Origin of the sequence: Manganibacter manganicus, assembly GCF_002075885.1 — a bacterium.
GTDB classification, from domain to species: domain Bacteria; phylum Pseudomonadota; class Alphaproteobacteria; order Rhizobiales; family Rhizobiaceae; genus Mesorhizobium; species Mesorhizobium manganicum.
Map to the genome: position 1 here is coordinate 112,839 of NZ_MDET01000012.1, position 24,528 is coordinate 137,366.

23 protein-coding genes are annotated in these 24,528 nt (G+C 59.5%); 11 read left to right on the plus strand and 12 right to left on the minus strand.

Translation table 11 applies throughout. The annotated features are described in order from the left end of the window. Positions 1–100: 100 nt before the first annotated feature. The 5 genes from BFN67_RS09425 to BFN67_RS09445 all read right to left on the minus strand — a co-directional run bounded on the left by BFN67_RS09425 (position 101) and on the right by BFN67_RS09445 (position 4,195). Positions 101–895 (minus strand): molybdopterin-binding protein, encoded by a 795-nt coding sequence (locus tag BFN67_RS09425; protein ID WP_080919367.1) that lies wholly within the window; start codon positions 893–895, stop codon positions 101–103. 1 nt (position 896) lies between these two features. After that, entirely contained in the window at positions 897–1,769 is an 873-nt protein-coding gene (locus BFN67_RS09430) for a cytochrome b/b6 domain-containing protein (protein ID WP_139789102.1), read from the minus strand. A gap of 124 nt (positions 1,770–1,893) precedes the next feature. Then, positions 1,894–2,556, minus strand: coding sequence for a DUF1345 domain-containing protein (locus BFN67_RS09435; protein WP_080919369.1), 663 nt, complete (start codon positions 2,554–2,556; stop codon positions 1,894–1,896). 27 nt (positions 2,557–2,583) lie between these two features. Then, positions 2,584–3,054, minus strand: a complete 471-nt coding sequence (locus BFN67_RS09440) for a YaiI/YqxD family protein (RefSeq protein ID WP_080919515.1) — start codon at positions 3,052–3,054, stop codon at positions 2,584–2,586. Between the two features lie 13 nt (positions 3,055–3,067). Next, positions 3,068–4,195 (minus strand): S-(hydroxymethyl)glutathione dehydrogenase/class III alcohol dehydrogenase, encoded by a 1,128-nt coding sequence (locus BFN67_RS09445; RefSeq protein ID WP_080919370.1) that lies wholly within the window; start codon positions 4,193–4,195, stop codon positions 3,068–3,070. A gap of 199 nt (positions 4,196–4,394) precedes the next feature. Between BFN67_RS09445 and BFN67_RS09450 the strand changes: the two genes are divergently transcribed. Beyond that, positions 4,395–6,407, plus strand: a complete 2,013-nt coding sequence (locus BFN67_RS09450; protein ID WP_080919371.1) for an acetyl-CoA carboxylase biotin carboxylase subunit — start codon at positions 4,395–4,397, stop codon at positions 6,405–6,407. 11 nt (positions 6,408–6,418) lie between these two features. Here BFN67_RS09450 and panC read toward each other — a convergent pair whose 3' ends face one another. Next, the gene (gene panC, locus BFN67_RS09455) at positions 6,419–7,279 is read right to left on the minus strand and encodes a pantoate--beta-alanine ligase (RefSeq protein WP_080919372.1); all 861 of its coding nucleotides are present in this window, start codon (positions 7,277–7,279) and stop codon (positions 6,419–6,421) included. Continuing rightward, the gene (gene panB, locus BFN67_RS09460; protein ID WP_080919373.1) at positions 7,276–8,121 is read right to left on the minus strand and encodes a 3-methyl-2-oxobutanoate hydroxymethyltransferase; all 846 of its coding nucleotides are present in this window, start codon (positions 8,119–8,121) and stop codon (positions 7,276–7,278) included. The genes panC and panB overlap by 4 nt, the downstream gene beginning before the upstream one ends. Positions 8,122–8,330: 209 nt before the next feature. Here panB and dnaE point away from each other — a divergent pair, with 209 nt between their 5' ends. From dnaE to BFN67_RS09475, 3 genes are all read left to right on the plus strand, one after another. Further along, complete coding sequence (gene dnaE, locus BFN67_RS09465) at positions 8,331–11,813, plus strand: DNA polymerase III subunit alpha (protein WP_080919374.1); 3,483 nt, start codon at positions 8,331–8,333, stop codon at positions 11,811–11,813. After that, entirely contained in the window at positions 11,810–12,610 is an 801-nt protein-coding gene (locus BFN67_RS09470; protein WP_080919375.1) for an ion channel, read from the plus strand. Before dnaE ends, BFN67_RS09470 begins: the two co-directional genes overlap by 4 nt. 85 nt (positions 12,611–12,695) lie before the next feature. Beyond that, complete coding sequence (locus BFN67_RS09475) at positions 12,696–13,202, plus strand: hypothetical protein (protein WP_080919376.1); 507 nt, start codon at positions 12,696–12,698, stop codon at positions 13,200–13,202. A gap of 4 nt (positions 13,203–13,206) precedes the next feature. On the opposite strand, the gene BFN67_RS09480 is transcribed toward BFN67_RS09475, so the two are convergent. Further along, positions 13,207–14,559 carry a DNA polymerase IV gene (locus tag BFN67_RS09480; RefSeq protein WP_483423523.1) on the minus strand — a complete coding sequence of 451 codons (1,353 nt, stop codon included), beginning with the start codon at positions 14,557–14,559 and terminating at the stop codon, positions 13,207–13,209. Positions 14,560–14,648: 89 nt separating this feature from the next. Here BFN67_RS09480 and BFN67_RS09485 point away from each other — a divergent pair, with 89 nt between their 5' ends. Continuing rightward, positions 14,649–15,224 carry a GNAT family N-acetyltransferase gene (locus BFN67_RS09485; protein ID WP_080919378.1) on the plus strand — a complete coding sequence of 192 codons (576 nt, stop codon included), beginning with the start codon at positions 14,649–14,651 and terminating at the stop codon, positions 15,222–15,224. Here BFN67_RS09485 and BFN67_RS09490 read toward each other — a convergent pair. Next, entirely contained in the window at positions 15,219–15,872 is a 654-nt protein-coding gene (locus BFN67_RS09490; RefSeq protein WP_080919379.1) for a hypothetical protein, read from the minus strand. The genes BFN67_RS09485 and BFN67_RS09490 overlap by 6 nt on opposite strands. Then, the gene (locus tag BFN67_RS09495) at positions 15,869–16,168 is read right to left on the minus strand and encodes a DUF3572 domain-containing protein (protein WP_080919380.1); all 300 of its coding nucleotides are present in this window, start codon (positions 16,166–16,168) and stop codon (positions 15,869–15,871) included. The genes BFN67_RS09490 and BFN67_RS09495 overlap by 4 nt, the downstream gene beginning before the upstream one ends. Before the next feature lie 235 nt (positions 16,169–16,403). Here BFN67_RS09495 and BFN67_RS09500 point away from each other — a divergent pair, with 235 nt between their 5' ends. After that, positions 16,404–16,781: a response regulator gene (locus BFN67_RS09500; protein ID WP_280951319.1), complete on the plus strand. Its 378-nt coding sequence runs from the start codon at positions 16,404–16,406 to the stop codon at positions 16,779–16,781. A 33-nt stretch (positions 16,782–16,814) separates the two neighbouring features. Then, positions 16,815–18,188, plus strand: a complete 1,374-nt coding sequence (locus BFN67_RS09505; RefSeq protein ID WP_080919381.1) for a PleD family two-component system response regulator — start codon at positions 16,815–16,817, stop codon at positions 18,186–18,188. Between the two features lie 347 nt (positions 18,189–18,535). Here the strand turns inward: BFN67_RS09505 and rpmG are convergent, their stop codons facing one another. Beyond that, on the minus strand, positions 18,536–18,703 hold the full coding sequence (rpmG, locus tag BFN67_RS09510) for a 50S ribosomal protein L33 (RefSeq protein ID WP_080919382.1): 168 nt from the start codon (positions 18,701–18,703) through the stop codon (positions 18,536–18,538). 150 nt (positions 18,704–18,853) lie between these two features. After that, entirely contained in the window at positions 18,854–20,668 is a 1,815-nt protein-coding gene (locus tag BFN67_RS09515) for an LTA synthase family protein (RefSeq protein ID WP_245295214.1), read from the minus strand. Positions 20,669–21,010: 342 nt separating this feature from the next. Between BFN67_RS09515 and fabD the strand changes: the two genes are divergently transcribed. The 4 genes from fabD (at position 21,011) to fabF (ending at position 24,461) form a co-directional block, all read left to right on the plus strand. Continuing rightward, on the plus strand, positions 21,011–21,952 hold the full coding sequence (gene fabD / locus BFN67_RS09520; RefSeq protein ID WP_080919384.1) for an ACP S-malonyltransferase: 942 nt from the start codon (positions 21,011–21,013) through the stop codon (positions 21,950–21,952). 54 nt (positions 21,953–22,006) lie between these two features. Beyond that, entirely contained in the window at positions 22,007–22,744 is a 738-nt protein-coding gene (gene fabG, locus BFN67_RS09525) for a 3-oxoacyl-[acyl-carrier-protein] reductase (RefSeq protein ID WP_080919385.1), read from the plus strand. A 184-nt stretch (positions 22,745–22,928) separates the two neighbouring features. Next, positions 22,929–23,165, plus strand: a complete 237-nt coding sequence (locus BFN67_RS09530; protein WP_006203723.1) for an acyl carrier protein — start codon at positions 22,929–22,931, stop codon at positions 23,163–23,165. A 33-nt stretch (positions 23,166–23,198) separates the two neighbouring features. Beyond that, the gene (gene fabF, locus BFN67_RS09535) at positions 23,199–24,461 is read left to right on the plus strand and encodes a beta-ketoacyl-ACP synthase II (protein WP_080919386.1); all 1,263 of its coding nucleotides are present in this window, start codon (positions 23,199–23,201) and stop codon (positions 24,459–24,461) included. The last annotated feature ends 67 nt before the right edge of the window (positions 24,462–24,528 follow it).

Here is a 24,528-nt window from a genome sequence, read left to right on the forward strand (position 1 = left end):
TGTGCCAGATAAACATGGCCGATACGGCCACGAATCACAAGATTAATATCCGGATTAAATTTCAAGCCATTGAAATTGAATATAAATAATTTCAGTCGTGTCAAATTCCGGCATACCAGTCATAGCCATTATCCTCCCAATAGCCGCCACGCCCGCCGCCCATTCCGGTGAAATCGTCGGTGACTTCGATTCGTGAAAGGTATTTCGGCATTTTGTAGCCGAGTTGCCGCTCGACGCGTGCGCGCAGCGGCGCGCCGTTCTCCACCGGCAAGGGTTTGTCGTTCAGTCCATAGGCGAGAATTGTCTGCGGATGGCGTGCGTCGATCAGGTCGATCGAACCATAATATTTGATGTTTCCGGAAAGGCTGCGGTCGATCGTATCGAGGCAATGAAACACGACATAGCGCGCCTGAGGTTTGACCACGGCGCGGTCGAGCACAAGCGAAAGCGGCACACCAGTCCATTTGGCGATGACGCTCCAGCCCTCGACACAGTCGTGCCGGGTGATCTGGGTGCGGCTCGGCATGGTTTGGAGGTCGTTCAGCGACAGCAACAGGGGTTTTTCGACCATTCCCGTCACCTTCAGGCGCCAATCGGAAAAATCATTGGCAAGCAGTTCATGATAATGTGCGTCATCCGGGGCGGTGACGCCGTTCGGTCGCATCGGCTGGCGGATATCGGCCTGGGTATATTCGCGCGCCAGCGAATCGCGGCCTGCCAGCAGGCGTTGCGCCCGCCATGTCAGGTCATTGGCGTTTTCCAGGAAGGAACGCAGCCCGTCCCCCACACCCAGCCCGCTGTCAAAAGCGTCGCAGCCGGAAAGCACCGCACCGGAAAGCCCAAGACTGGCGCCTGTCAGGAATTTGCGCCGGCTGATCTGGAATTTTTTTGCCATTTCAGGCGCTTCCTTTGGAGGAGTTGCTGCTCTCGGGCGAATCAGTTCGATACCAACCTGTAATGATCGAGCGCAGTTCGTTGACCGGCCCGGCGGCCAGCACCATCAGCATGTGAACGGCGAAGAACAGCACCAGCAGAACCATGATGCCGAAATGGATGGTGCGGGCCGTCTGCCGCCCAGCAAAAATCTCGGTCAGGAAGGGCAGCACCGTATCCATCGACGGTGACATGGCCAGCCCCGTCAGGATCATCAGCGGCAGAAGCACGAACAGCACGACGCCATAGCTCAGTTTCTGCAAGGTGTTGTAGTTTCGCCCATGATGGAATTTCAGGCGGGCGTGATCGGCAATGTCGCGCGGCAATCGGCGAAGGTCGCCTAGACGCGGAGCAAGATCGCGGCGGATATGGCCGTCGAACAGGCTGGCCAGCAGCCACGCCAGCAGAGTGGCGCTCAACACCCAGGCGAAGAAGAAGTGAACCACGCGGGCCGTACCGAGATCGTAATAGGAGGGGATCGTCGCCCAAGACGGAAAGGCGCGGGGACGCTCGTAACCTTTCGGGCCAGACCAACCGAGCACGCCGGTCGTATCGAAGCGGTGGCCGAAAATGTCGGTGTAGCCGCGCGGGCCGTTCGGCGTATTGATCGCGCCGATCTGAAGGATCGTATTGTCGTAGCCAAAACCGGATTCCTGGCCGATATAGAGTTGCGGGCGCGCATTGAAGATGTTGAGGCCGGACAGCAGCAGGAAGAACAGCGCCGCTGCCCATAGCCAATGGGTCAGCCGGGTCCATGCCGACTGGCGATAGACCAGTGGCCTCTCGATCGCGATGTTGTCCTGCTCGGACGTCCGGGCGCTGACGGCGGTGTCCATTCCTGCCTCTCCAGCCGCGCATGGCGGCGCTTGCATTCATCCTAGCTCACTACGGCGGGCGGGCTTTCAATGTTTCAGACCGATCACGGATTTGTGCACGTTGAGGCGCGGGGACGCCGCCGGTTTAGCCGCCAAGGCTGACCGCAAGATTGACCGCGGCGGCAACGATCACCGTGTTGAAAAAGAACGACGCTACCGAATGGATCAGCACGATCCTTCGCATCTGGGTGGTTGTCACGCCGGTATCCGACGTTTGCGAGGTCATGCCTATAACGGTGGAAAAATAAAGGAAATCCAGACCGTCGGGCTTCTTCTTGCCAGGGAATTGCAACCCGCCGATGGGCACGCTCCGTTTCGATTGGCTGTCCGTCTCGTCGTCGTTCATCCAGAAGACATGGGCGTAATGGAGCGCGAACATGGCGTGGATGGTGAACCAGCCGAGGGGGACCGAGGCCATTGCGAAAATCAGTTCGACCGGGTGCGGGTCCCCCTTGGCGTTGATAAGCTGGAATAGCGACGCGATGGCGACGCACACGACAAGGAAGGTAACGATGAAGATCACCGTGACCGGCTGATCGGCGGCCCGCGCATTTTCGCTCAGATAGCCGCTGGTGAGCCGCGGCATCTGTATCAGCACAAGCCCGATATAGCCGGCGAAGAAGACATTGGCGCCAATGGAATAGGCCAGAGGCGCATGAACGAGCAGGGCCGCAAAAAGCGCGATGACGCCGATGCAGGCGGAAACCGAAAATTGCACATGGCGGTGCAACGGTTTTTTGGCAGACATGACGACCGGCCCGCTGGGCTGTTTCGTTCAGTCAGATGTGGCGGATTTGACCGCGCGTCGCAAGATGCGATCCAGTTCGCCAAGGAAACGCGAACGATCTTGCGGCGTAAAGCCGGCATTGTAGCCCTTGCTTTCGCCGGTTTCGCGCAAATGCTGCTTCAGGTCGCGCATCGCCACCGCCATGCCGATCGTCTCGGCGGTGAAGGGGCGGCCGGTTGGACCCAAAACATGCGCGCCCAGCGCCACAGCGCGGGCGGCAAGCGGAATGTCCGCCGTGACCACCACGTCATTGGCCCGCGCATTCTCAACAATCCAGTCGTCGGCCGCATCGGCCCCTTTCGGGACGACAACCGCACGAATCATTGGGTTGCGCGACGGGCGCAGCCCGCCATTTGCAACAAAGCTGACAACAATGCCGAAGCGCTCAGCCACCTTCACCACCTCGGCCTTTACCGGGCAGGCATCGGCATCGACATAGATGGCGGGTGGCGCGCTCATTTCTTCATTCAATTCAATAGATTACCACGCTGCGGATGCTCTCCCCGGCGTGCATCAGATCGAAGCCCTTGTTGATGTCTTCGAGCTTCAGCGTATGCGTGATCATCGGATCGATCTGGATCTTGCCATCCATGTACCAATCGACGATTTTCGGCACGTCGGTGCGGCCGCGCGCACCACCGAAGGCTGTGCCCATCCAGGTGCGGCCGGTGACCAGTTGGAACGGCCGCGTGGAGATTTCCTGGCCGGCGCCGGCGACACCGATGACGACCGACTTGCCCCAACCTCTATGAGACGATTCAAGGGCTTGGCGCATGACCTTGACGTTACCTGTGCAGTCGAACGTGTAATCGGCGCCGCCGATCTGGTCGGCCCCGCGTTTGGTCATGTCGACGAGGTGGGCAACGATGTCGCCGTCGATTTCCTTCGGATTGACGAAATGCGTCATGCCGAAGCGCTCGCCCCATGCCTTCTTGTCATTATTCAAATCCACGCCGATGATCATGTCCGCGCCGGCGAGCTTCAGGCCCTGAATGACATTGAGGCCAATGCCGCCGAGCCCGAACACCACCGCCGTCGCGCCAATCTCCACCTTGGCGGTGTTGATCACCGCACCGATACCGGTGGTCACGCCGCAACCGATGTAGCAGATCTTGTCGAAAGGCGCGTCGGGATTGACCTTGGCCAGCGCGATTTCAGGCAGCACGGTGAAGTTGGAGAAGGTCGAGCAACCCATATAGTGAAAGATCTTGTCCTTGCCGATGGAAAAGCGGCTGGTGCCGTCCGGCATCAGGCCTTGTCCCTGCGTCGAGCGGATCGCGGTGCACAGATTGGTCTTGCGCGACAGGCAGGACGGGCAGGAACGGCATTCCGGCGTGTAGAGCGGAATAACATGGTCGCCCTTTTTCAGTGAAGTCACGCCCTTGCCGACGTCAACGACGATGCCTGCGCCCTCATGCCCGAGAATTGCCGGAAAAATGCCTTCCGGATCGGCACCTGACAGCGTGAATTCGTCGGTATGGCAGATGCCTGTCGCCTTGATCTCGACCAGAACCTCGCCCTCGCGCGGCCCTTCGAGGTCCACCTCCATGATTTCGAGCGGTTTTCCGGCGGCAACAGCAACAGCGGCACGGGTTTTCATCCAGACCCTCCAGGCAATCCCATTTCGATTCTCGGGAGGCTTACCAGTCAAGGCGAGAGCCGGAAAGCCGGATCAGCGCATTGGCGGCGTATCTTTACGCCGGCGCGACCATTCGTCCTTCGTCGGCTTGAGCACCGCTGTTGAAATCCATAAAAGAAAATTTGCCGATTTAAGGCCAGAGCGAAGGAATGACGCGCCGATGTTCAAGAAGATCCTGATCGCCAATCGCGGTGAGATCGCCTGCCGCGTCATAAAGAGCGCCCGCAAGATGGGTATTGCCACCGCCGCCGTCTATTCCGATGCCGACCGCGATGCTGTGCATGTCGAGATGGCCGATGAGGCCGTTCATATCGGCCCTTCGCCGGCGGCGGAAAGCTACTTGGTTGCTGAAAAAATCATTGCCGCCTGCAAGCAGACCGGGGCCGAGGCCGTGCATCCGGGCTACGGCTTCCTGTCGGAGCGCGCATCTTTCTGCGAGGCGCTGGAAGAAGAAGGCATCGTCTTTATCGGCCCGAAACCCATGGCGATCCGCGCCATGGGCGACAAGATCGAATCCAAGAAATTCGCCAATGATGCCAAGGTCTCGACCGTGCCGGGCTTTCTCGGCGTTATCGAGGACGCGGATCAAGCCGAGAAAATCGCCGGTCAGATCGGCTATCCGGTGATGATCAAGGCATCCGCCGGCGGCGGCGGCAAGGGCATGCGCATCGCCTGGGACAAAACGGAAGTGCGCGACGGTTTTGAGCGTGCGCGCTCGGAGGCCAAGAGTTCCTTTGGCGACGATCGCGTCTTCATCGAGAAATTCGTGGTCGACCCACGCCATATCGAGATTCAGGTGCTGGCCGACGCGCATGGCAACGCCATCTATCTCGGTGAGCGCGAATGCTCGATTCAACGCCGCAATCAGAAGGTCGTGGAAGAGGCGCCTTCGCCTTTCCTCAATGAAGAAACGCGTGCCGCCATGGGCGAGCAGGCCGTGGCGCTCGCCAAAGCTGTGGATTATCAGAGCGCCGGTACGGTCGAATTCATCGTCGACAAGAACAGGAACTTCTATTTCCTTGAAATGAATACACGATTGCAGGTTGAGCACCCGGTGACAGAGCTTGTTACCGGCATCGATCTGGTCGAGCAGATGATCCGCGTTGCTGCGGGTGAGAAACTCGCGATCAAACAGGAAGATGTGAAGCTGAACGGCTGGGCGGTCGAGAGCCGTCTCTATGCCGAGGACCCGTACCGCAATTTCCTGCCGTCCATTGGCCGGCTCACCCGCTATCGACCGCCGGCGGAAGGCAAGAGTGGCGACGTCATCGTGCGCAACGACACTGGCGTTACCGAGGGGTCGGAAATTTCGATGTTCTACGATCCCATGGTCGCCAAACTGTGCACTTGGGCACCGACACGCATCCGGGCCATCGACGCCATGGCGGAGGCGCTGGACGAATTCGTTGTCGACGGCATCGAACACAACATCCCCTTCCTGTCGGCCTTGATGCAGCATCCACGTTGGCGCGCGGGCCGGCTTTCGACAGGCTTCATCGCCGAGGAGTATCCTGACGGCTTTTCGCCGATCGTACCGGACACTGAGGACAGCGCCGTGCTGGCCGCCATCGCCGTTTCGGTCGAATTGCTGCGCAAGGATCGCCTCGACCGGCTCGGCGGGCGTTTAGCGCCTCATTCGGGCCAACTGAAGAAGGATTGGGTCGTCAGGATTGGTGACGACTACCTGCCGGTCTCGGTCGAGGAAGGCATGGTCTCGATCCCGATGGAAATCGATCTCTCCATTGAGGGCCAGAAGTCGTTCACCGTTGCATCCGACTGGCGGCCGGGCGAGGCGGTCTGGCACGGAGCGATCGGCAAGCGGAAAATCGCTGCGCAATTGCGTCCGGTGGTGAATGGTCTCGGCATTGCCTGGAAGGGCATGTCGGTTGTTGCCCATCCGATGCTGCCGCGCACCGCCGAACTGGAAAAATTGATGCCGGTGAAGCTGCCGCCGGATACCTCGAAAATGCTGCTGTGCCCGATGCCGGGACTGGTGGTGTCGATTGCCGTCTCCGAGGGGCAGGAGGTCAAGGCCGGCGAGACGCTGGCCGTGGTCGAAGCGATGAAGATGGAGAATGTGCTGCGCGCCGAGCGCAATTTGACAGTTCAAAAGCTCAACGCCAAGTCTGGCGATAGCCTCGCAGTCGATGCGGTCATCATGGAATTTGCGTGAGGCCCGATGCGTCAGGTTATCGGGGAAGCCGGCACTTCGACATTGTCGATGAGGCGTGTGTTGCCGAGCCATGCCGCGACCAGCAGGCGTGCCGGACGATCCACTCGCTCAAGCGGCGTCAGATCGGCGGATGAACGCAATTCCAGATATTCGACCTCACGATAACCTGCTTTGACGATTGCCGCCCTGGCTTCAGCAAGGGTGGCCTCGGTTGCGGCGCCTGTGACGAGGCGATCGGTGGTTGCAAACAGGATTTCTGCCAGTCTTGGTGCAATTGCGCGTTCTGCCGATGACAGGCGTTGATTGCGGGAGGATAACGCCAGCCCGTCAGCTTCGCGCACGGTCGGGCACCCGACGACCTCGATTGGGATATCGAGGTCGCGCGCCATGCGCCGCACGACATGAAGTTGCTGGAAATCCTTTTCGCCGAAATAGGCGCTGTCGGCGCCGGTTTGAAGGAACAGCTTGGCGACCACTGTCGCCACGCCGTCGAAATGGCCGGGGCGGAACGCGTCGCACAGGCCTTCGCTGACACCGCTGACTGAAACTTTCGTGGAAAAGCCTGCCGGATAAATCTGCTCCGCGCCGGGCGCATAGAGCATATCGACGCCGAACGGAGCGAGTTTGGCGGCGTCGGCTTCTTCTGTGCGGGGGTAGGCGGCAAGGTCGGTTGCGCTATTGAACTGTTTTGGGTTGACGAACAGGGTCACAATCACGCGGTCGGCATTGCCGAGAGCTGTCCGAACAAGACTGAGATGCCCTTCATGCAGCGCACCCATGGTCGGCACGACGGCAATCTTTTCGCCTGCGCCCCGCCATCCGGCAACTGCCAAGCGAAGATCGGCCAAGGTGCGTACAATCGGCACGCTCACCCGATTTCTCTCTTTGGTTTGCCGGCAGGTGTGTCACCAAAAACATGCTCCGGCCCCGGAAACTGCCGCGCTCGCACGTCCTTCGCATAGGCTGCGATCGCCGCCTCCGCCTGCGCACCGAGATCGGCATAACGCCTGACGAACTTCGGCAGGAAGTCGCCGAACTGGCCGAGCAGGTCGTCGGTCACGAGAATCTGGCCGTCGCATGCCGCTGAAGCTCCGATGCCGATGGTGGGAATGGCAATGTCGGCGGTGATGCGGCGGGCGAGCGGATCGGGAATCTTTTCCAGCACCACAGAGAATGCGCCGGCCTCCGTGACGGCAATTGCATCGCCCCGGATGCGCTCACTGTCCGCGCCACGCCCTTGCACGCCGTAACCGCCGAAGGCGTTGACTGCCTGCGGGGTCAGTCCGACATGCGCCATCACTGGGATGCCACGCCGGGTCAAAAAGCGGATTGTCTCCGCCATGGCCTCACCGCCTTCGAGTTTGACCGCTTCGCATCCCGTCTCGGTGATCAGGCGGGCGGCATTGCGAAATGCCTGCTGCGGACTTTCTTCATAGGAACCGAAGGGCATGTCCACCACCATGAGCGCATGTTCCAGCCCGCGCCGTACCGCCTTGCCGTGCATGGACATCATGTCTAGGGAGACGCCGAGCGTGTCGGGCAATCCGTGCAGCACCATTCCGACGCTGTCGCCGACCAGCACCATCTCGCAATGGCGATCGACAAGTTTCGCTGTTGGCGTCGTATAGGCAGTGAGGCAGACGAGCGGCGTGCGGCCTTTGGCAGCAAGCACTTGTGGCGGCGTGATAACGCTTGTTTGCACGGACGCGCTCATTCTGCTCCTTCCCTGACCTCAGGCGGAATGCTGTCGCATATTCTTGTGCGATTGCGAAGGAATAGTTGTGCGTTTGCGAAATAATGCGACCGAGGCACACAACAGCTCGCTGTTGACGTATCTTCCTGTGAGCGCCAAGCCTTCAGACTCGACCTGGCGCACTTCATTCGTGACAATGACGGAACCGACTCTCGGAATATACGATATCCATGACCACTGATACCAGGCTAGCCAGCACCCATCACACGTTCATCCATTTGCGCGCCCATTCGGCCTATTCGCTGCTGGAAGGCGCGCTGCCGTTCGGCAAGATCATTGGCCATGCACTCAAGGATGGCGCACCTGCCATTGCCGTCACCGACACCAACAATCTGTTTGGCGCTCTCGAATTTGCCCAAAAAGCCACCAAGGACGGCATTCAACCGATTGTCGGTTGCCAGTTGGACATTGCTTTTTCCGATGAAGCCGATACCCAACGCGATCATCGTCGCCGCAACGGACCGGCATTGCATCCGCTGGTGCTGATCGCCGCCACCGAAATCGGTTACGCCAATCTCGTGCGGCTGGTGAGCCGGACCTATCTCGACACGCCGTCGGGCGAGCCTGTCCACATCACGGCCGAAATGCTGGCACCTCTTGGCGAGGGGTTGATCTGCCTCAGCGGCGGGCCGCGTGGGCCGCTCGGCACCGCCTTGAAGGAGGGGCATCGCGACCTTGCCGAAGCGCGGCTCCTGACGTTGAAAGCCCTGTTTGGTGACCGGCTCTATATCGAATTGGAGCGCATGAGCGGTTACGATCGGGCAATCGAGCAGGCGACGATTGATCTTGCTTATCGTCACGAACTGCCACTGGTTGCTACCAACGAGGCCTTCTTTTTGTCCCGTGAGGACTACGAGGCGCATGACGCGCTGATCGCCATTGCCGAAGGCTCTGTTATCGCGGTCGATGAGCGCCGCCGTCTTTCGCCGGACAATCACCTCAAGACGCAAGCCGAAATGGCTGAACTCTTTGCAGATTTGCCGGAAGCGCTCAACAATACATTAGAGATCGCGCGGCGCTGTTCCCATTACCCAAAAAGCCGCAAGCCGATCCTACCCCGCTTTGCCAGCGCCGATGCCGCCGATGCGGAAGCGGCGGAAAAAGCGGAGGCCGACGAGTTGAAGCGTCAGGCGCGTGACGGGTTGATACATCGGCTTGAGGCACACGGGCCGACTGCTGGCCATACGATTCAGGACTATGAAAAGCGTCTGGACTACGAACTCGGCATTATCGAGCGCATGAAGTTTCCAGGCTATTTCCTGATCGTCTCGGACTTCATCAAATGGGCGAAGGTGCATGGCATCCCGGTGGGGCCGGGACGCGGTTCGGGCGCAGGTTCACTGGTCGCCTATGCATTGACCATTACCGATATTGATCCGCTGCGCTTCTCCCTGCTGTTCGAGCGATTCCTTAATCCCGAACGCGTCTCGATGCCCGACTTCGACATCGATTTCTGCCAGGATCGTCGCGAGGAAGTGATCCGCTACGTGCAGGGTAAATACGGCCGCGACCAGGTCGGCCAGATCATCACCTTCGGAACGTTGCAGGCACGTGCGGTGTTGCGCGATGTCGGGCGCGTCCTTCAGATGCCTTACGGGCAGGTCGACCGTCTGACCAAGATGGTGCCGCAGAACCCGGCCAATCCGGTCAAGCTCGCAGACGCCATCGCCAATGAGCCGCGCTTTGCCGAGGAGGCTGAGAAGGAGCCCATCGTCCAGACCTTGCTTGATATGGCTTTGAAGCTGGAAGGGTTATATCGCCACGCTTCGACACATGCCGCCGGCATTGTCATTGGCGACCGGCCATTGTCGGAACTGGTGCCGATGTATCGTGATCCACGCTCGGACATGCCGGTCACCCAATTCAACATGAAATATGTCGAGCAGGCGGGCCTGGTTAAGTTCGATTTCCTCGGCCTCAAGACGCTGACGGTGCTCGACACCGCCGTAAAACTGATCCGCCGCCGCGGCGTCGATATCGACCTGGCGCATATACCTTACGACGACGAAAAGACCTATTCCATGCTTTCTCGTGGTGAGGTTGTCGGCGTGTTCCAGGTGGAAAGCGCCGGCATGCGCAAGGCGCTGATCGGCATGAAGCCGGACTGCATTGAGGACATCATCGCCCTGGTTGCGCTCTATCGGCCGGGGCCGATGGAGAACATTCCGACCTACAACGCCCGCAAGCATGGCGAGGAGGAAACCGCTTCGATCCATCCGAAGATTGACCATCTGGTGAAGGAGACGCAGGGCGTCATCGTTTATCAGGAACAGGTCATGCAGATCGCTCAGGAACTGTCCGGCTATTCACTCGGCGAGGCCGACCTGTTGCGCCGCGCCATGGGTAAGAAAATCCGTGCCGAGATGGACAAGCAGCGCGTGCGCTTCGTCTCCGGCGCGGTGGAGCGCGGTGTCGAGAAGCCGCAAGCCGATTTCATCTTCGACCTTCTGGCCAAGTTCGCTGACTACGGCTTCAACAAGTCGCACGCAGCCGCCTATGCGGTCGTTTCCTATCAGACGGCGTATCTGAAGGCGCACTATCCAGTGGAATTCCTGGCAGCCTCGATGACGCTCGACATGGGTAACACCGATAAGCTGGCCGACTTCAGACAGGACGCGCTGCGTCTGGGAATCGATGTTGTCGCGCCATCGGTGCTGACTTCGTTCCGTGATTTCGAAGTCGGTGAAAACCGGATCTTCTATTCGCTGGCGGCGTTGAAGGGCGTCGGCGATGCCGCCGTTCAACACATCGTTGAAAGGCGCAAGGAGGGGCCTTTCAAAAGCCTTTCCGATTTCTGTGGGCGTATTGATCCGAAGATCGTCGGCAAGCGGGTATTCGAAAGTCTGATTATGGCGGGTGCGCTCGATTGTTTCGGCCATGACCGCGCCGCGATGTTGGCGGGCGTGGAGCGCATGATGAGCTTGGCTGCCTTGGCGCAGCAGAATGCCGAGTCCGGCCAAGCGGACATTTTCGGTATTTCGCTTGGCAGTCAATCGCAGGCGCTCAACCTGCCTGCGGCCGAACCGTGGCTCGCCGCCGATCGGTTGCATCGCGAATTCCAGATCGTCGGCTTCTATCTTTCGGCTCATCCACTTGATGAATACAAATCGGCACTCGAAAAGATGCGCGCACAGACCTGGGCCGAGTTTTCCGCCGCCGCAAAACGCGGCGCCACGGCTGGCCGGCTGGCCGGCACCGTCACCTCCAGACAGGAGCGTAAGACGCGCACCGGCAACAAGATGGGTGTGGTCAATTTTTCCGATACCAGCGGCCAGTATGAGGCCGTGCTGTTTTCCGAAACGTTGGCGCAATATCGCGACCTGCTGGAACCCGGAAAGTCACTGGTCATCACCGTCTCGGCGGAGGATCGCCCGGAGGGTGTCAATCTGCGCATCCAGACCGTGCAGTCGCTGGAAGACGAGGCAAGCCGCATCCAGAAGGCGTTGCGCGTCTTCATTCGCGACACCGCGCCACTCGGCATGCTGTCGGGGCAGCTTGGCGCGAAAGGCGAGGGGCAGGTGAGTTTCGTTGTCATCAAGCAGGACGGGCAAGGCGAGGTCGAGATCGAACTCCCTAGCCGTTACCGTATTTCCCCGCAGGTGGCTTCGGCCATGCGCGCCGTAACGGGGGTCGTGGAAGTGGAATTGGTGTGAAGGCGGGCACGCAAGAAACGGAAGACCAGACCAAGCTGGATCGCCTGCGCAATACGCTGCGCATTCTCTATCATGGCACAACGCCGGCGGCATTCCGTTTCCAACTCGCAGCTATCGTCATCGATCTTGCGATCATCGGGTTCTTCATCGCCACGCCCGTCTTGCAGGAAAGTCCATCCTTTCTGTGGCTGGACTATGTGGTGGCGGCTATCGTCGCGCTCGATATTGCCGGTCGGCTGCTGGCCTCCAACGATGTCGTTCGGCTGATGAGACAGCCGACATCGTGGGTAGACGGCTTCATCCTGCTTACTCTGCTTTTTCCGACGGCCCTTGCCAACTTGGCCTTCCTGCGCATTTTGAGACTGTGGTCACTGTCGCGCAGTGGCGCGTTGTGGCGGCATCTGCCGATGCGGCACTGGGACGAATGGCGGGAAGCCAGCCATGCGGTCGTCAATCTGTTGACCTTCCTTTTTGTCATCAGCGGCTTCGTCTACACCGTTTTTTACCGCGACGGGTCGGGCATGGCTGGCTATATCGACGCCATGTATGTGACTGTCGCCACCGTCACGACGACGGGCTTCGGCGACATTGTGCTGCCCGGAACGGCGGGCAAATTAACGGCCATTGTCACCATGATCATCGGCATTTCGCTGTTCGTCCGGTTGGCGCAGTCGATATTCCGCCCGACAAAGGTATTCTTCCCTTGTCCGGAATGCGGCTTGCAGCGTCACGAGCCGGATGCGGTGCATTGCAAGGCCTGTGGCCATATTTTGAAGATTCCAGACGATGGTGAGTGAGCTTTTGGGTTTGGTCCATGGCATCGCCAATGGAACCAGCCATCGGCCCATAGGTTGAGTATGATATCGGTTGGGAAAGGCAAAGATGAGAAGTCCCGTTGCAGGAATCGCCCTTGCGTTCTGTTTTCTTGGTGCCGCACCGGCCCACGCTGGAGAGGGGTCCTTTTTGCATTCTTTGGAAGGGAATTGGGCAGGGAAGGGTAAGGTCAAAATACGTATTACCACGCCAACGATCGGAGTTTCCTGCAAATTCAAATCGGCGACAACGACGGAAACACTTTCTTTGACGGGTACTTGCCGCGGATTATTGGTGTTTACCCGGAAGATTGGCGCGGAGTTGAAAGTGAGCGATGGCGCTTATAGCGGTACCTATATTGGCGCCGGGACCGGCCCGGCCGCTTTGCAGGGAGGCCGCTCCGGTGACGCGATCAATTTGGACATCCGCTGGGCGAAAAAAGTCAACGGTGATCGCAATGCCAGGATGACGGTTGAGAAAATCGGTGACAACGGCATGCGCCTCACGACGACCGACACGGACTTGAAAACCGGTAAGTCGGTGGTGACCAGCCGGATCGAACTCAAACGGCAGTAGACAATCAAATCCGCTCCCAAGGGTGTTGCAGTTCCGGCCCTTCATCTTCCTCCGGACGGGTGGGGCGTCCGCGATGTCCCTTGCCGAACGTATAGCCTGTCTCCACCGCCTTGCCGCCGAACCTGTCACGCAGGGCATCGATGGCGCCTTCGGCCAAGGCGCGCTTGCGCGCCCGGACATCGACGAGATCCGGCGGGTCGGCATTGGCGGCGTCGGACAGGTCGCTGACGCCGATGCCGAGCAGCCTGTAGCGTGTGCCGTCTATTTCCCGCTTCAGGATATCCAGACCGACGGAGAAGATGCGGTCGGCAAGCTGTGTCGGATCGCCGAGTTGACGGTTGCGGGTGCGGATCTTGAAATCGCGCGATTTCAGCTTCAGCACTACGGTACGCCCGGCAATGTCAGTCTTTTTGAGCCGTGTCGAAACCTTTTCCGACAGAGCGCGCAGTACAGGCGCGAGGTCGTCGAGGCTTGCAATGTCAATGTCGAATGTGGTTTCGGCCGAGACGCTCTTGGTGTCGCGCCGCGGATCGACTTGTCGATCGTCTTCTGCACGAGCCAACCGATACAGGCGGTCGCCTATGACGCCGTAGCGGTGCATCAGGTCGGCACGCTCCATCTTCTGCAATTGCGAGATCATGCGGATACCGTCACGCTCCAGCGATGCTGCGAAAGCCTTGCCGACGCCCCAGATCATCGTCACCGGCTGTTCGGCCAGAAAGCTGATCGCTTCGGCTTCGCCTATGACGGAGAAGCCGCGTGGCTTGCGCAAGTCCGATGCGACCTTGGCCAGAAATTTGCAATAGGAGAGACCGACCGAGGCGGAAATGCCGAGTTCCTTCTCGATGGTTTGAACAAATCGTGCCAGGACCAGTGCTGATGGCAGGCCATGTAGCCTTTCCGTACCTGCTAGATCAAGGAAGGCTTCATCAATCGAAAGCGGCTCTACCAAGGGGGTAAGAGCCTGCATCATGGCGCGCATTTCGCGCCCGACACGGACATATTTTTCCATATCCGGCTTGATGACGACGGCCTCGGGGCAGACTTCCAGTGCCTTGAACATGGGCATGGCCGAGCGAACGCCATGGATGCGCGCAATGTAGCAAGCGGTGGAAACCACGCCGCGTTTGCCGCCGCCGATGATGACAGGCCTGTCCTTGAGAGCAGGATTGTCACGCTTTTCAATTGAGGCGTAGAAGGCGTCGCAATCGATATGCGCCAGATGCAGACGATAAAGCTCCTCATGCTGCACCAGACGAGGGCTACCACAACGCTCGCAACGTCGGCTTACGGTACGCTGCAAGGTCAGGCAGTCGCGGCAGAAGCCGTGGTTGGGATCGTTGACAGCAAGGCCCATAGATGTGAACATAAACAGAACGCGGGCAATGCTATGCTATCGTGGTTGCCTCGGCAAGGCGGTAGCTTACAAAGGTCTGGAGACAAGGGATGACAATCAGCATTGCACCGGCAACAGCGGAGCTTTGGCCTGATTTCGAGGATTTGTTCGGCAGGCAGGGCGCCTGCTACGGCTGCTGGTGCACGCATCATCGCCTGCCGCCGCGCGTGCGCCGCGAAAACAACCGTGAGCGCAACAAGGACCACATCAAGGCGCGTATTGAGGCTGGCCCGCCGCCGGGCCTGCTTGCCTTTGCAGCGGGCGCGGCGGTTGGCTGGATGCAGGTGGGGCCGCGTGCCGACGTGCCGGAGTGGAACAATCAGGGCAAGGCTTCCGCACCGCTCGACCCGGATGATGCCGCCGATCCGGGAATATGGGCCATCTCCTGTTTTTTTATCCGCAGCAAGGCACGCGGCCAGGGCCTGACGCATCGTCTGGTCGCTGGCGGCATCGACTTTGCCCGCAGCAACGGGGCACGTTTGCTAGAGGCGAGCCCGATGGACCAGTCTCGCGATTCTCGCTCGGTAGGGCTCTATGTCGGGTCCTCGCGCGTGTTCGAAAAGGCTGGTTTCGAGCGCATTGCGGAGCGCAAGGCTGGACGGCCGCTGATGCGACTGGCGTTATAGGGCCAGTGCCTCGGCGATCTTCGGCGTCGCCTCGTGCCAGTCCCAAACGACATGGATATCGTCGGGCAAGGGCGGCAGGAATTCGCGCAGCGAGTTGTCGGCCATCAGATGAAACAGGTGGGCATCCCACAAGGCCTCGCGCACCGAGATATGGTTTGACGGCTGATCGTCGACAAAGGCGACCGGGCGCGCAGTGCGGCCGCGCAGTTTCGCCACTGCCGGCCCCTTGGCCATTTCGGTCGTCAATAGTGGGTAATGCAGGCCCAGAGCCTGCAAATGCCGGCGCCGCACGGCTCGGTGCCGGTGCGGCATGGCTGTCAACATGACGATCTCGGCGTGTTTGCCCAGCATTGCGAGCGCCTCGGCCGCGCCATCTGTTATGCTTTGCCAATCTGACTGCTCGCCGAAAAATTCATCAAGCAATGCAGTCACTTCCGGCTGTTCGATGATACGTCCGTTTGCCGCTTCAGCGATATTGCCGGTTAGCTTGAAGGAGGCAATCACCAGGCTGTAGCCACGCTTTTGCAGGAAAAGCGGAAAAGGGCGGATAAATTCAAGGACGACGTCATCGACGTCGAGCACCAGCAGCGGCCTCTCGTCAGCGGACAGTTCGGCGATCTGGCGCGCGGTTTCGGGATCTTCGCTCATGTCGAAATGTCGTAATTGTCGCTGCCGAGCGGCAGCGCCTTCAGCGCCTTGCCAACAGCTTCGGGCGGCGTGCCTGTCTCGTCGGAAAAGCGAATCAGCGTCGGCTCGTGGGCCAGGATGAATTGCAGCACGCCAGCAAGGAAGCCGGGTTCCGCGGCGGCACGCCTTATGGACGAGACTTCAATGCCGGTTATGGCAAGGAATCGCGGCAGCAGTTCGGGGTCAGCCGCCACGAAGCCGAGCGCACGCACCGCAATCGCTTCCGCTTGCTCGCACATTGACGCATTATCTGTCATCACTACCTTCAGGCCGGGGTGAGATTCTCGAAGTCTTGCCCCGCAAGTAATGGCAAGTGCTGCCGGCGGCAAGCCGCTGGTGGCCTGCAAGGCGCGCCAGGCGACGTCTCGCGGGTTTTCGGCGACAGGTTTCCGTTTCGTCAATCATCTCGCGATAGTGTGCCCGCATGGGCTTGGTGCGTTCCCCAAGGGATCGCAGGACGGCGCTTCCTGGCACGAGCGCGCCGAGGACGGGATGTTGATGCCGAAGAAGGTTATGATCGTCGAGGACAATGAGCTCAACATGAAGCTCTTTCGCGACCTTATCGAAGCCAGCGGATACGATACGGTGCGGACCAGGAATGGGCTCGAGGCGCTCGATCTTGCTCGCCAGCATCGACCGGATCTCATCCTGATGGACATTCAGTTGCCGGAGGTTTCGGGTCTGGAAGTGACGAAATGGCTAAAGGAGGACGATGACCTGCATGTCATTCCCGTCATTGCTGTCACCGCTTTCGCCATGAAGGGCGACGAGGAGCGAATTCGCCAGGGAGGCTGCGAGGCCTATATTTCGAAGCCGATTTCCGTTCCCCGCTTCATCGAAACCATCAAATCCTATCTGGGGGACGCATAATGCCTATCCCGATATCGTCCCGGAACCGTTGATATGACCGCGCGCATCCTCGTCGTCGATGATATTCCAGCCAATGTAAAGCTGCTCGAAGTGCGGTTGCTTGCGGAATATTTCGAGGTGCTGACTGCGAGCAACGGCCCGGACGCCATCGAGACTTGCGAGAACGGCAAGGTCGATGTGGTGCTGCTCGACGTGATGATGCCCGATATGGACGGATTCGAGGTGTGCCGAAGGTTGAAGAGCGACCCGACTACCTCGCACATCCCGGTGGTCATGGTCACTGCGCTGGATCAGGTGACGGACCGTGTGCGTGGCCTGGAGGCCGGTGCGGATGACTTTCTCACCAAGCCGGTCAACGATCTGCAATTGATGACGCGCGTCAAAAGCCTGGTGCGCCTCAAGATGCTGACCGATGAATTGCGCCTGCGCGCCTCCACAACGCGCAATATCGGTATCGAGGAATTGCTCAGCCGCAATTTCCAGTCCAGCGATACTGCACCCAAAGTGCTGCTGATCGACGAGCGCCCGTCATCGGTCGAGCGGGTGCAAAGAATGCTGCGCAACGTTGCCGATGTCGATATTGCGAGCGATCCACATGCAGGTTTCTTCCAAGCGGCCGAAAGCGCGTATGAATGCATCCTGATCTCGACCGGGTTTGCCGATTTTGATCCGTTGCGGCTGTGTTCGCAGTTGCGCTCGCTCGATCGCACACGCTTCGTACCGATTATCTTGCTTGCAGAAGTTGGAGAGGACCGTCGCATCGTTCGCGGGTTGGAACTCGGCATCAATGATTTTCTTATTCGGCCCATCGACCAGCAGGAATTGATCGCCCGGTTGCGCACCCAGGTTCGCCGCAAGCGTTACAATGACGAACTTCGTGCCAGTGTCACCCAGACCATCGAAATGGCTGTGACCGACCCGCTGACCGGCCTGCATAACCGCCGTTATCTCGATAGCCATCTGCAGACGCTGTTCGAACGGGCCGTGACTCGCCGGCGACCACTATCGATGCTCATAACCGATCTCGATCGCTTCAAATTGATCAACGACACCTATGGCCATGATGGTGGCGACGCCGTTCTGCGCGAATTCGCCCAGCGTCTGCGCAAGAGCGTACGCGGCATCGATCTCGCCTGCCGCTTCGGCGGCGAAGAATTCGTGGTGGTCATGCCGGACACGGAAGGGCCGATTGCCGAGAAAGTCGCCGAGCGTATTCGTGCCGGCATCGCGCAGGAACCTTTTACGCTTGGGAGCGAGGCCAAGACGGTGCCGGTGACGATCAGTGTCGGTGTGTCTTCGGTCCTGAAAGGGGTGGATTCGGTCGGGGCCCTGATGAAGCGCGCGGACCTCGCACTTTACGAGGCCAAGAGCGGCGGTCGCAACCGCGTCGTTGCCAAGGCGGCCTGATCTGACGCTTCGCCAGCGGCTGACGCGGAAAGGTTACGCGTTTACCTTAACCGAGGCGAGTAGCGAGCTGTGGTTAAGAAACGGTTGATCTTTATAAGCAATTGCGCAAATGTCGGCACAAAGGCGAGGATAGCCGCATAGTTTGGCTTATTGAGCGCCGTGAAGACACCCCATGATGCTCAGGTCCGCCGCATCTCCTGGGTCCGTGGGGTCGGCCGGTCGGCTTGGCGCATAGTGGCCTCCTCGTACCGCTGCCAATGCCGGCCGGCCCCCTTAATACCCCGTAATGCTAACAAAAACGCCGCCCAAAGGCGGCGTCTTGAGATGTATCGGGAATGTGACGAAGATTACTTGATCTTCGTTTCCTTGAACTCGACATGCTTCCTTGCAACCGGGTCATACTTGCGGAATGACAGCTTGTCGGTCTTGGTGCGGCTGTTCTTGCTCGTCACGTAGAAGAAGCCGGTGTCTGCGGTCGAGAGGAGCTTGATCTTGATGTTTGCGGCTTTAGCCATGGTCTTCGTCCGTTAATGTTGTGGGGTTCTAGCCGCTGATGCACGGGAGACACCCGGACGCGGGGAAACTTGGCGCGACACATAAAGAACGCGCTCGGAAAGTCAAGCCTGCCGGCGATTTTCACCCGTCGGGACAGCTTTCCTATTGCTTCAACTCGTATGCGTATGCAGGCGCTCGCCCATTTCGGGGAAGAAGTCGCTCGCAGACCGGTGCTTGCCGAACATCATATCGTATTGCAGCAGGCGGAAATTACGAATGCCCGGATCGATCTCTTTCTGCCGCGCCCAGTCCGCGACGGTTTCGCCGTCCTGTTCCATCAGCATGTTGCGGTCGACAACGCGATAACGCTGGCTGAGTTCACCCAAAAAGCCCGTATAATAGGGGTGGGTGATCCCTGCGGACTTGAGAATGTGGTAGGGCAGGAATGCCGGGCTGGTTGCTCCCATATCTTCAACCGGGCCTTCACGGTTCGACCACACGACCAGTGGCGTCTCGTGATGCAGCAGCATCTTATCGGCGGCCTCCTTGCGCGGCGCAACGTTGCTTTTCAAGAAACCTGTCTCGACGTAGACCGGCCCCAGAGGAGGCAGATGGTCACCGAAAAACGCGATGACTGTCGGGCGCTCGCGCTGCTTTGCCCACTCGATCAGGCGCTGCAGGCTCTTGTCGGCATCGGAAGCACCCTCGGCATAGCTGCGCAGCGAATCGCGGGCCCACTGGCTGATTGGAGCTTGCACATTATGCGTCGGATTCGCGTAGCGGTCCGGTTCGTAGGGGCCGTGGTTTTGCAGGCTGACGGCAAAGAAGAAGAATGGCTTTTCGGTTGCATCGGCCTCTCGAATGATCTCCTCGGTCATCGAGGCATCCGAAGCCAGCGGCCCGCGCTTTTTCAGGGCAGGCAGGTTCTCCTCCGACTTGAATTCATCGAAGCCGAAATCCTTGTAGACCAGCGAGCGATTCCAGAACCAACTGGTGCCGGGGTGGATTGCGCGTGCCTCATAGCCTTCGCCTCGCAGGAAGGTGGCGAGCGACGGGATCGGCGCGCGTACATATTGCTGGTAGGGAATGCTGCCAGCCGGCAGAAAGGCGTTGGAAAATCCTGTCAACGCCTCGAATTCGACATTGGCGGTCATGCCGCCGAATTCAGGCGAGACTACGTGACCGGAATGCAAAGCGCGCACGGTCGGGATCGGATCGGGCTGGATGGAAACGCCGGGTAAGCGGGTCGGATCCCAGAAGGATTCGCTCATGACTATGATAATGTCCGGCTTTTGATCCGGCATGCCAATTGTAGTCGCCGACCGGGGAATGGCATCGATCGCCTTGGCGGAATAGCCGTCCGGAGCCGATACGTGCGCCATAGGCACGTTCATCGCGAAGGCAAGCGCGAAGCCGTTGGAGGCATAATTTTCCTTCTGGTCCCACATCATCGGTATGATCTGCAACCGGTCTCGCGTCCACGAAAAGGTACCGTAATCCATAATCGAGACGAAGAAAGCGAGGAGCGGAACCACAAAGGCCAAGCGCGCCAGGCGACCCTTATAACCGAGAGCGGGCATGCGCCGGCGCCATTGGCACCAGATAACAACCAGCAGCGTCAAAGAGACGACTATGCCGACCACCATGGCCACAGCAGTCCATGGCCGCTCGCGGACCAGAAGCGGCATGAGATCGAGGATCTGGCGCGCAAAGAGGAAGTCGGTCGGATAGAGCGGGTCGCCGAGATAAAGCGACTTTTGATGTCCGATGAACGCCAGGGTCAATGTCAGCGGTGCGACGACCAGCAACGCTTGATAGGAACGTCCAAGCAGCGCATCAAGGCCAACCAGGGCAAGAGCAAACAGCATGACCGTAGTCCAGCCAGGTTTGAACGGCTGCAGAAAGAAATTTGCGGTGCTACTTAAGCTGCCACGAAAAATCAGTTCGATGGCAAAGACAAGCAAGGCCGACAGAACCAGTGTCATGGCCGAGTAGCGCAGGCATCTGATGGCCAGGCCAGCCTTGTGAGCCGGTTGGTCGCTTGCGTAGAGGTTCTTTTCTTCGGTCGCGTCTGTCATTTTCTTGCCGATTGCAAAGCCTGGCGCGGATTACGCGTCATATGAGTGTCATGCAACTGTCACGAAAGGCTAGGGCGTGTGTCGGAATTGAGAAGAGCAGGCGAACAAATCGTGTGGTGTTTTAATGATGAGTGATCGTTTCGGCGTCTCAGGCAGAGGATATCAGCCGCCGCAATTTGCAAGCGGCAGACTTGACTTGGACTTCCGCCTTGCGCAACAGGCTGGCTGAATCAAGAAGCGGGGCGACAAATGGCCATTGCATTCACCTTTCCGGGACAGGGCAGCCAGGCTGTCGGCATGGGCAAGGACCTTGCCGAAGCTTTTCCCGAGGCACGACGCGTTTTCGAAGAGGTGGATGATGCGCTTGGCGAAAAGCTGTCCAGGGTGATCTGGGAAGGCCCGGATGAGACCTTGACGCTGACGGCCAATGCTCAACCGGCGTTAATGGCGGTTTCACTTGCCGCGTTCCGTGCGCTGGAAGCAGGCGGCCTCTCGCTCAGGAACAAGGTCGGCTACGTGGCCGGTCATTCGCTTGGCGAATATTCGGCATTAGCGGCGGCCGGTTTCTTTTCCGTGGCCGATGCCGCGCGGCTCTTGCGCATCCGCGGCAATGCCATGCAATCGGCGGTGCCGGTGGGTGAGGGCGCAATGGCGGCGATTATCGGTCTGGAGCAGGGCGATGTCGAGGCGGCTTGCGCCGAGGCGGCCAAAGGCTCGGTGTGCCAAGTCGCCAACGACAATGGCGGCGGACAACTGGTGATTTCCGGCGCTAAAGCCGCTGTCGAGCTTGCCGCGAGGCTATGCACGGAAAAAGGTGCCAAACGCGCACTGATGCTTCAAGTCTCGGCGCCCTTCCATTCCGCATTGATGGCACCGGCCGCCGACGCGATGCGAGAGGCGTTGGCAGATGTGAAGAAGAACGCACCTGTCGTGCCGGTTGTCTCGAACGTGTCCGTTGAGCCTTCCCGCGATCCGGATCTGATCTCCGCGCGACTGGTCGAGCAGGTTACCGGGCGTGTGCGCTGGCGCGAAACGGTCGAGTGGTTTGGCGCGAATGGCGTGACGACACTTTATGAAGTCGGCGCCGGAAAGGTGCTTTCCGGGCTGGCCCGGCGTATCAACCGCGATATGGCTACAGCGCCGATTGGCACACCGGCGGACGTGGATGCGGCGCTCACCGCATTGGGTTAAGAGATTAGAGATTGTCCTCTGCTTTGGCAGAACGGACGCAATGGAGAGCGGAACATGTTTGATCTGACCGGCCGTAACGCGCTCGTTACCGGCGCGACCGGTGGTATTGGCGAGACGATCGCCAGAACCCTGCACAGCCAGGGCGCAACCGTCGGCCTGCACGGTACGCGCAAGGAGAAACTTGAGGCGTTGGCTTCCGAACTCGGCGAGCGGGTCAAGCTGTTTCCCGCCGACCTCGGCGACCGTGATGCCGTCAAGGCGCTGGGCCAGCAGGCGGAAGCCGATCTCGGGGGTGTCGATATATTGGTCAACAATGCCGGCATCACCCGTGATGGGCTGTTTGTGCGCATGTCCGACGACGATTGGGACAAGGTGTTGGAGGTGAACCTCACCGCCGTATTCAGGCTGACGCGTGAATTGACCCATCCGATGATGCGTCGCCGTCATGGCCGCATTATCAATATCAGTTCGGTTGTCGGCGTCACGGGCAATCCCGGCCAGGCGAACTATTGTGCAGCCAAGGCCGGCTTGATCGGCTTCTCCAAATCGTTGGCGCAGGAGATCGCAACCCGTAACATCACGGTGAACTGCGTGGCACCGGGCTTCATCGAATCGGCCATGACCGACAAGCTGAATGACAAGCAGAAGGATGCAATCATGGCCGCCATTCCGGCCCGGCGCATGGGCACCGGCCAGGAAGTTGCCTCTGCCGTTGCGTGGCTTGCTTCCAATGAAGCAGCCTATGTCACCGGCCAGACGATTCACGTCAATGGCGGCATGGCGATGATCTGACGGCGGTTGATAAGGCCCATTTCACCTTGGATATGCATTACTTTTCGTGTAATGCGGCCCGCAACCCGGCGGTTCGGGCAAAAACCGACCTGCTTCGTTGTGTATCGGCAGGACTATCTTTCAGCTTGATTAGCGGCAATGCGCCCGCTAACGAAGACAGACAACTTTAAGCGAGGATGCCCACATGAGTGACACCGCAGAGCGCGTCAAGAAGATCGTTATCGAGCATCTCGGCGTCGATGCCGACAAGGTAACGGAACAGGCGAGCTTCATCGACGATCTGGGTGCCGACAGCCTCGACACGGTCGAACTCGTCATGGCGTTCGAAGAGGAATTCGGCGTCGAGATCCCAGACGACGCGGCCGAAACCATTCTCACGGTCGGCGACGCTGTGAAGTATATCGACAAGGCTTCGGCCTGACACTTTCGCCGGTGCCAGCAGAGAGAACGCGCGATGAGACGTGTTGTCGTCACGGGCCTTGGCCTGCTTTCGCCGTTCGGCATGGGCTTCGAGCACGGCTGGAAAGAGCTTCTGGCCGGTAAAAGCGCGGCAAGGCGCGTCACATCTTTCGAGGTGGACGACTTGCCGTGCAAGATCGCACACGTCATCCCGCGCGGTGACGGCGCCGACAACAGCTTCAACCCCGAGGCCGTGCTTGAGCCGAAGGAATTGCGCAAGATCGGCGACTTCATCCTCTACGGGATCGCCGCAGCAGACGAAGCGCTGAAGGATTCCGGCTGGGAACCCAGGACCCACGATGATCAGTGCGCTACCGGCGTGCTGATCGGTTCCGGTATCGGCGGCATCGAGGGTATCGCGGAAAACGCGATCATCCTGCAGGAGCGCGGCCCGCGCCGCATCAGCCCGTTCTTTATCCCAGGCCAGATCATCAATCTGGTTTCGGGCCAGGTTTCAATTCGTCATGGTCTCAAGGGGCCGAATCACGCCGTCGTCACCGCCTGCTCGACGGGCGCGCACGCCATCGGCGATGCGGCGCGTCTGATCACGTGGGGCGACGCAGACGTAATGCTGGCCGGAGGCGCAGAATCGCCTGTCACCCGCCTTTCTCTCGCCGGTTTTGCCGCCTGCCGCGCTCTTTCCACCGAACGTAACGACGAACCGCAAAAGGCATCGCGCCCCTATGACCGCGACCGTGACGGTTTCGTCATGGGTGAGGGCGCGGGCGTTGTCGTGCTGGAGGAACTGGAGCATGCAAAGGCGCGCGGCGCGAAGATCTATGCCGAAGTTACCGGCTATGGTTTGACTGGCGATGCCTATCACATCACGGCGCCTGCCGAGGACGGTGACGGTGCTTTTCGCTGCATGAGCGCGGCGCTGAAACGCGCCAATCTCAAGCCGGCCGACATTGACTACATCAATGCGCATGGAACTTCGACCATGGCGGATACCATCGAACTAGGCGCTGTCGAGCGTTTGGTCGGCGATGGCGCCTCGAAGGTCTCGATGTCCTCGACCAAGTCCTCGATCGGCCATCTTCTGGGCGCCGCCGGTGCCGCCGAAGCAATCTTCTCGATCCTTGCTATCCGCGACAATATCGCGCCGCCGACCATCAATCTCGACAATCCAGAACGCGAGACGGCGATCGACCTTGTGCCGCACAAGCCGCGTGCCCGTACTATCGACGTCGCGCTTTCCAATTCCTTTGGTTTCGGTGGCACAAACGCTTCGCTCGTCTTCCAGCGTTACAATGGTTGATCGACCTTTTGAGGCGATCATTCGCATGGTGCGGGCGTTGTCAATTTCGCCATATTCCCCCCTAATC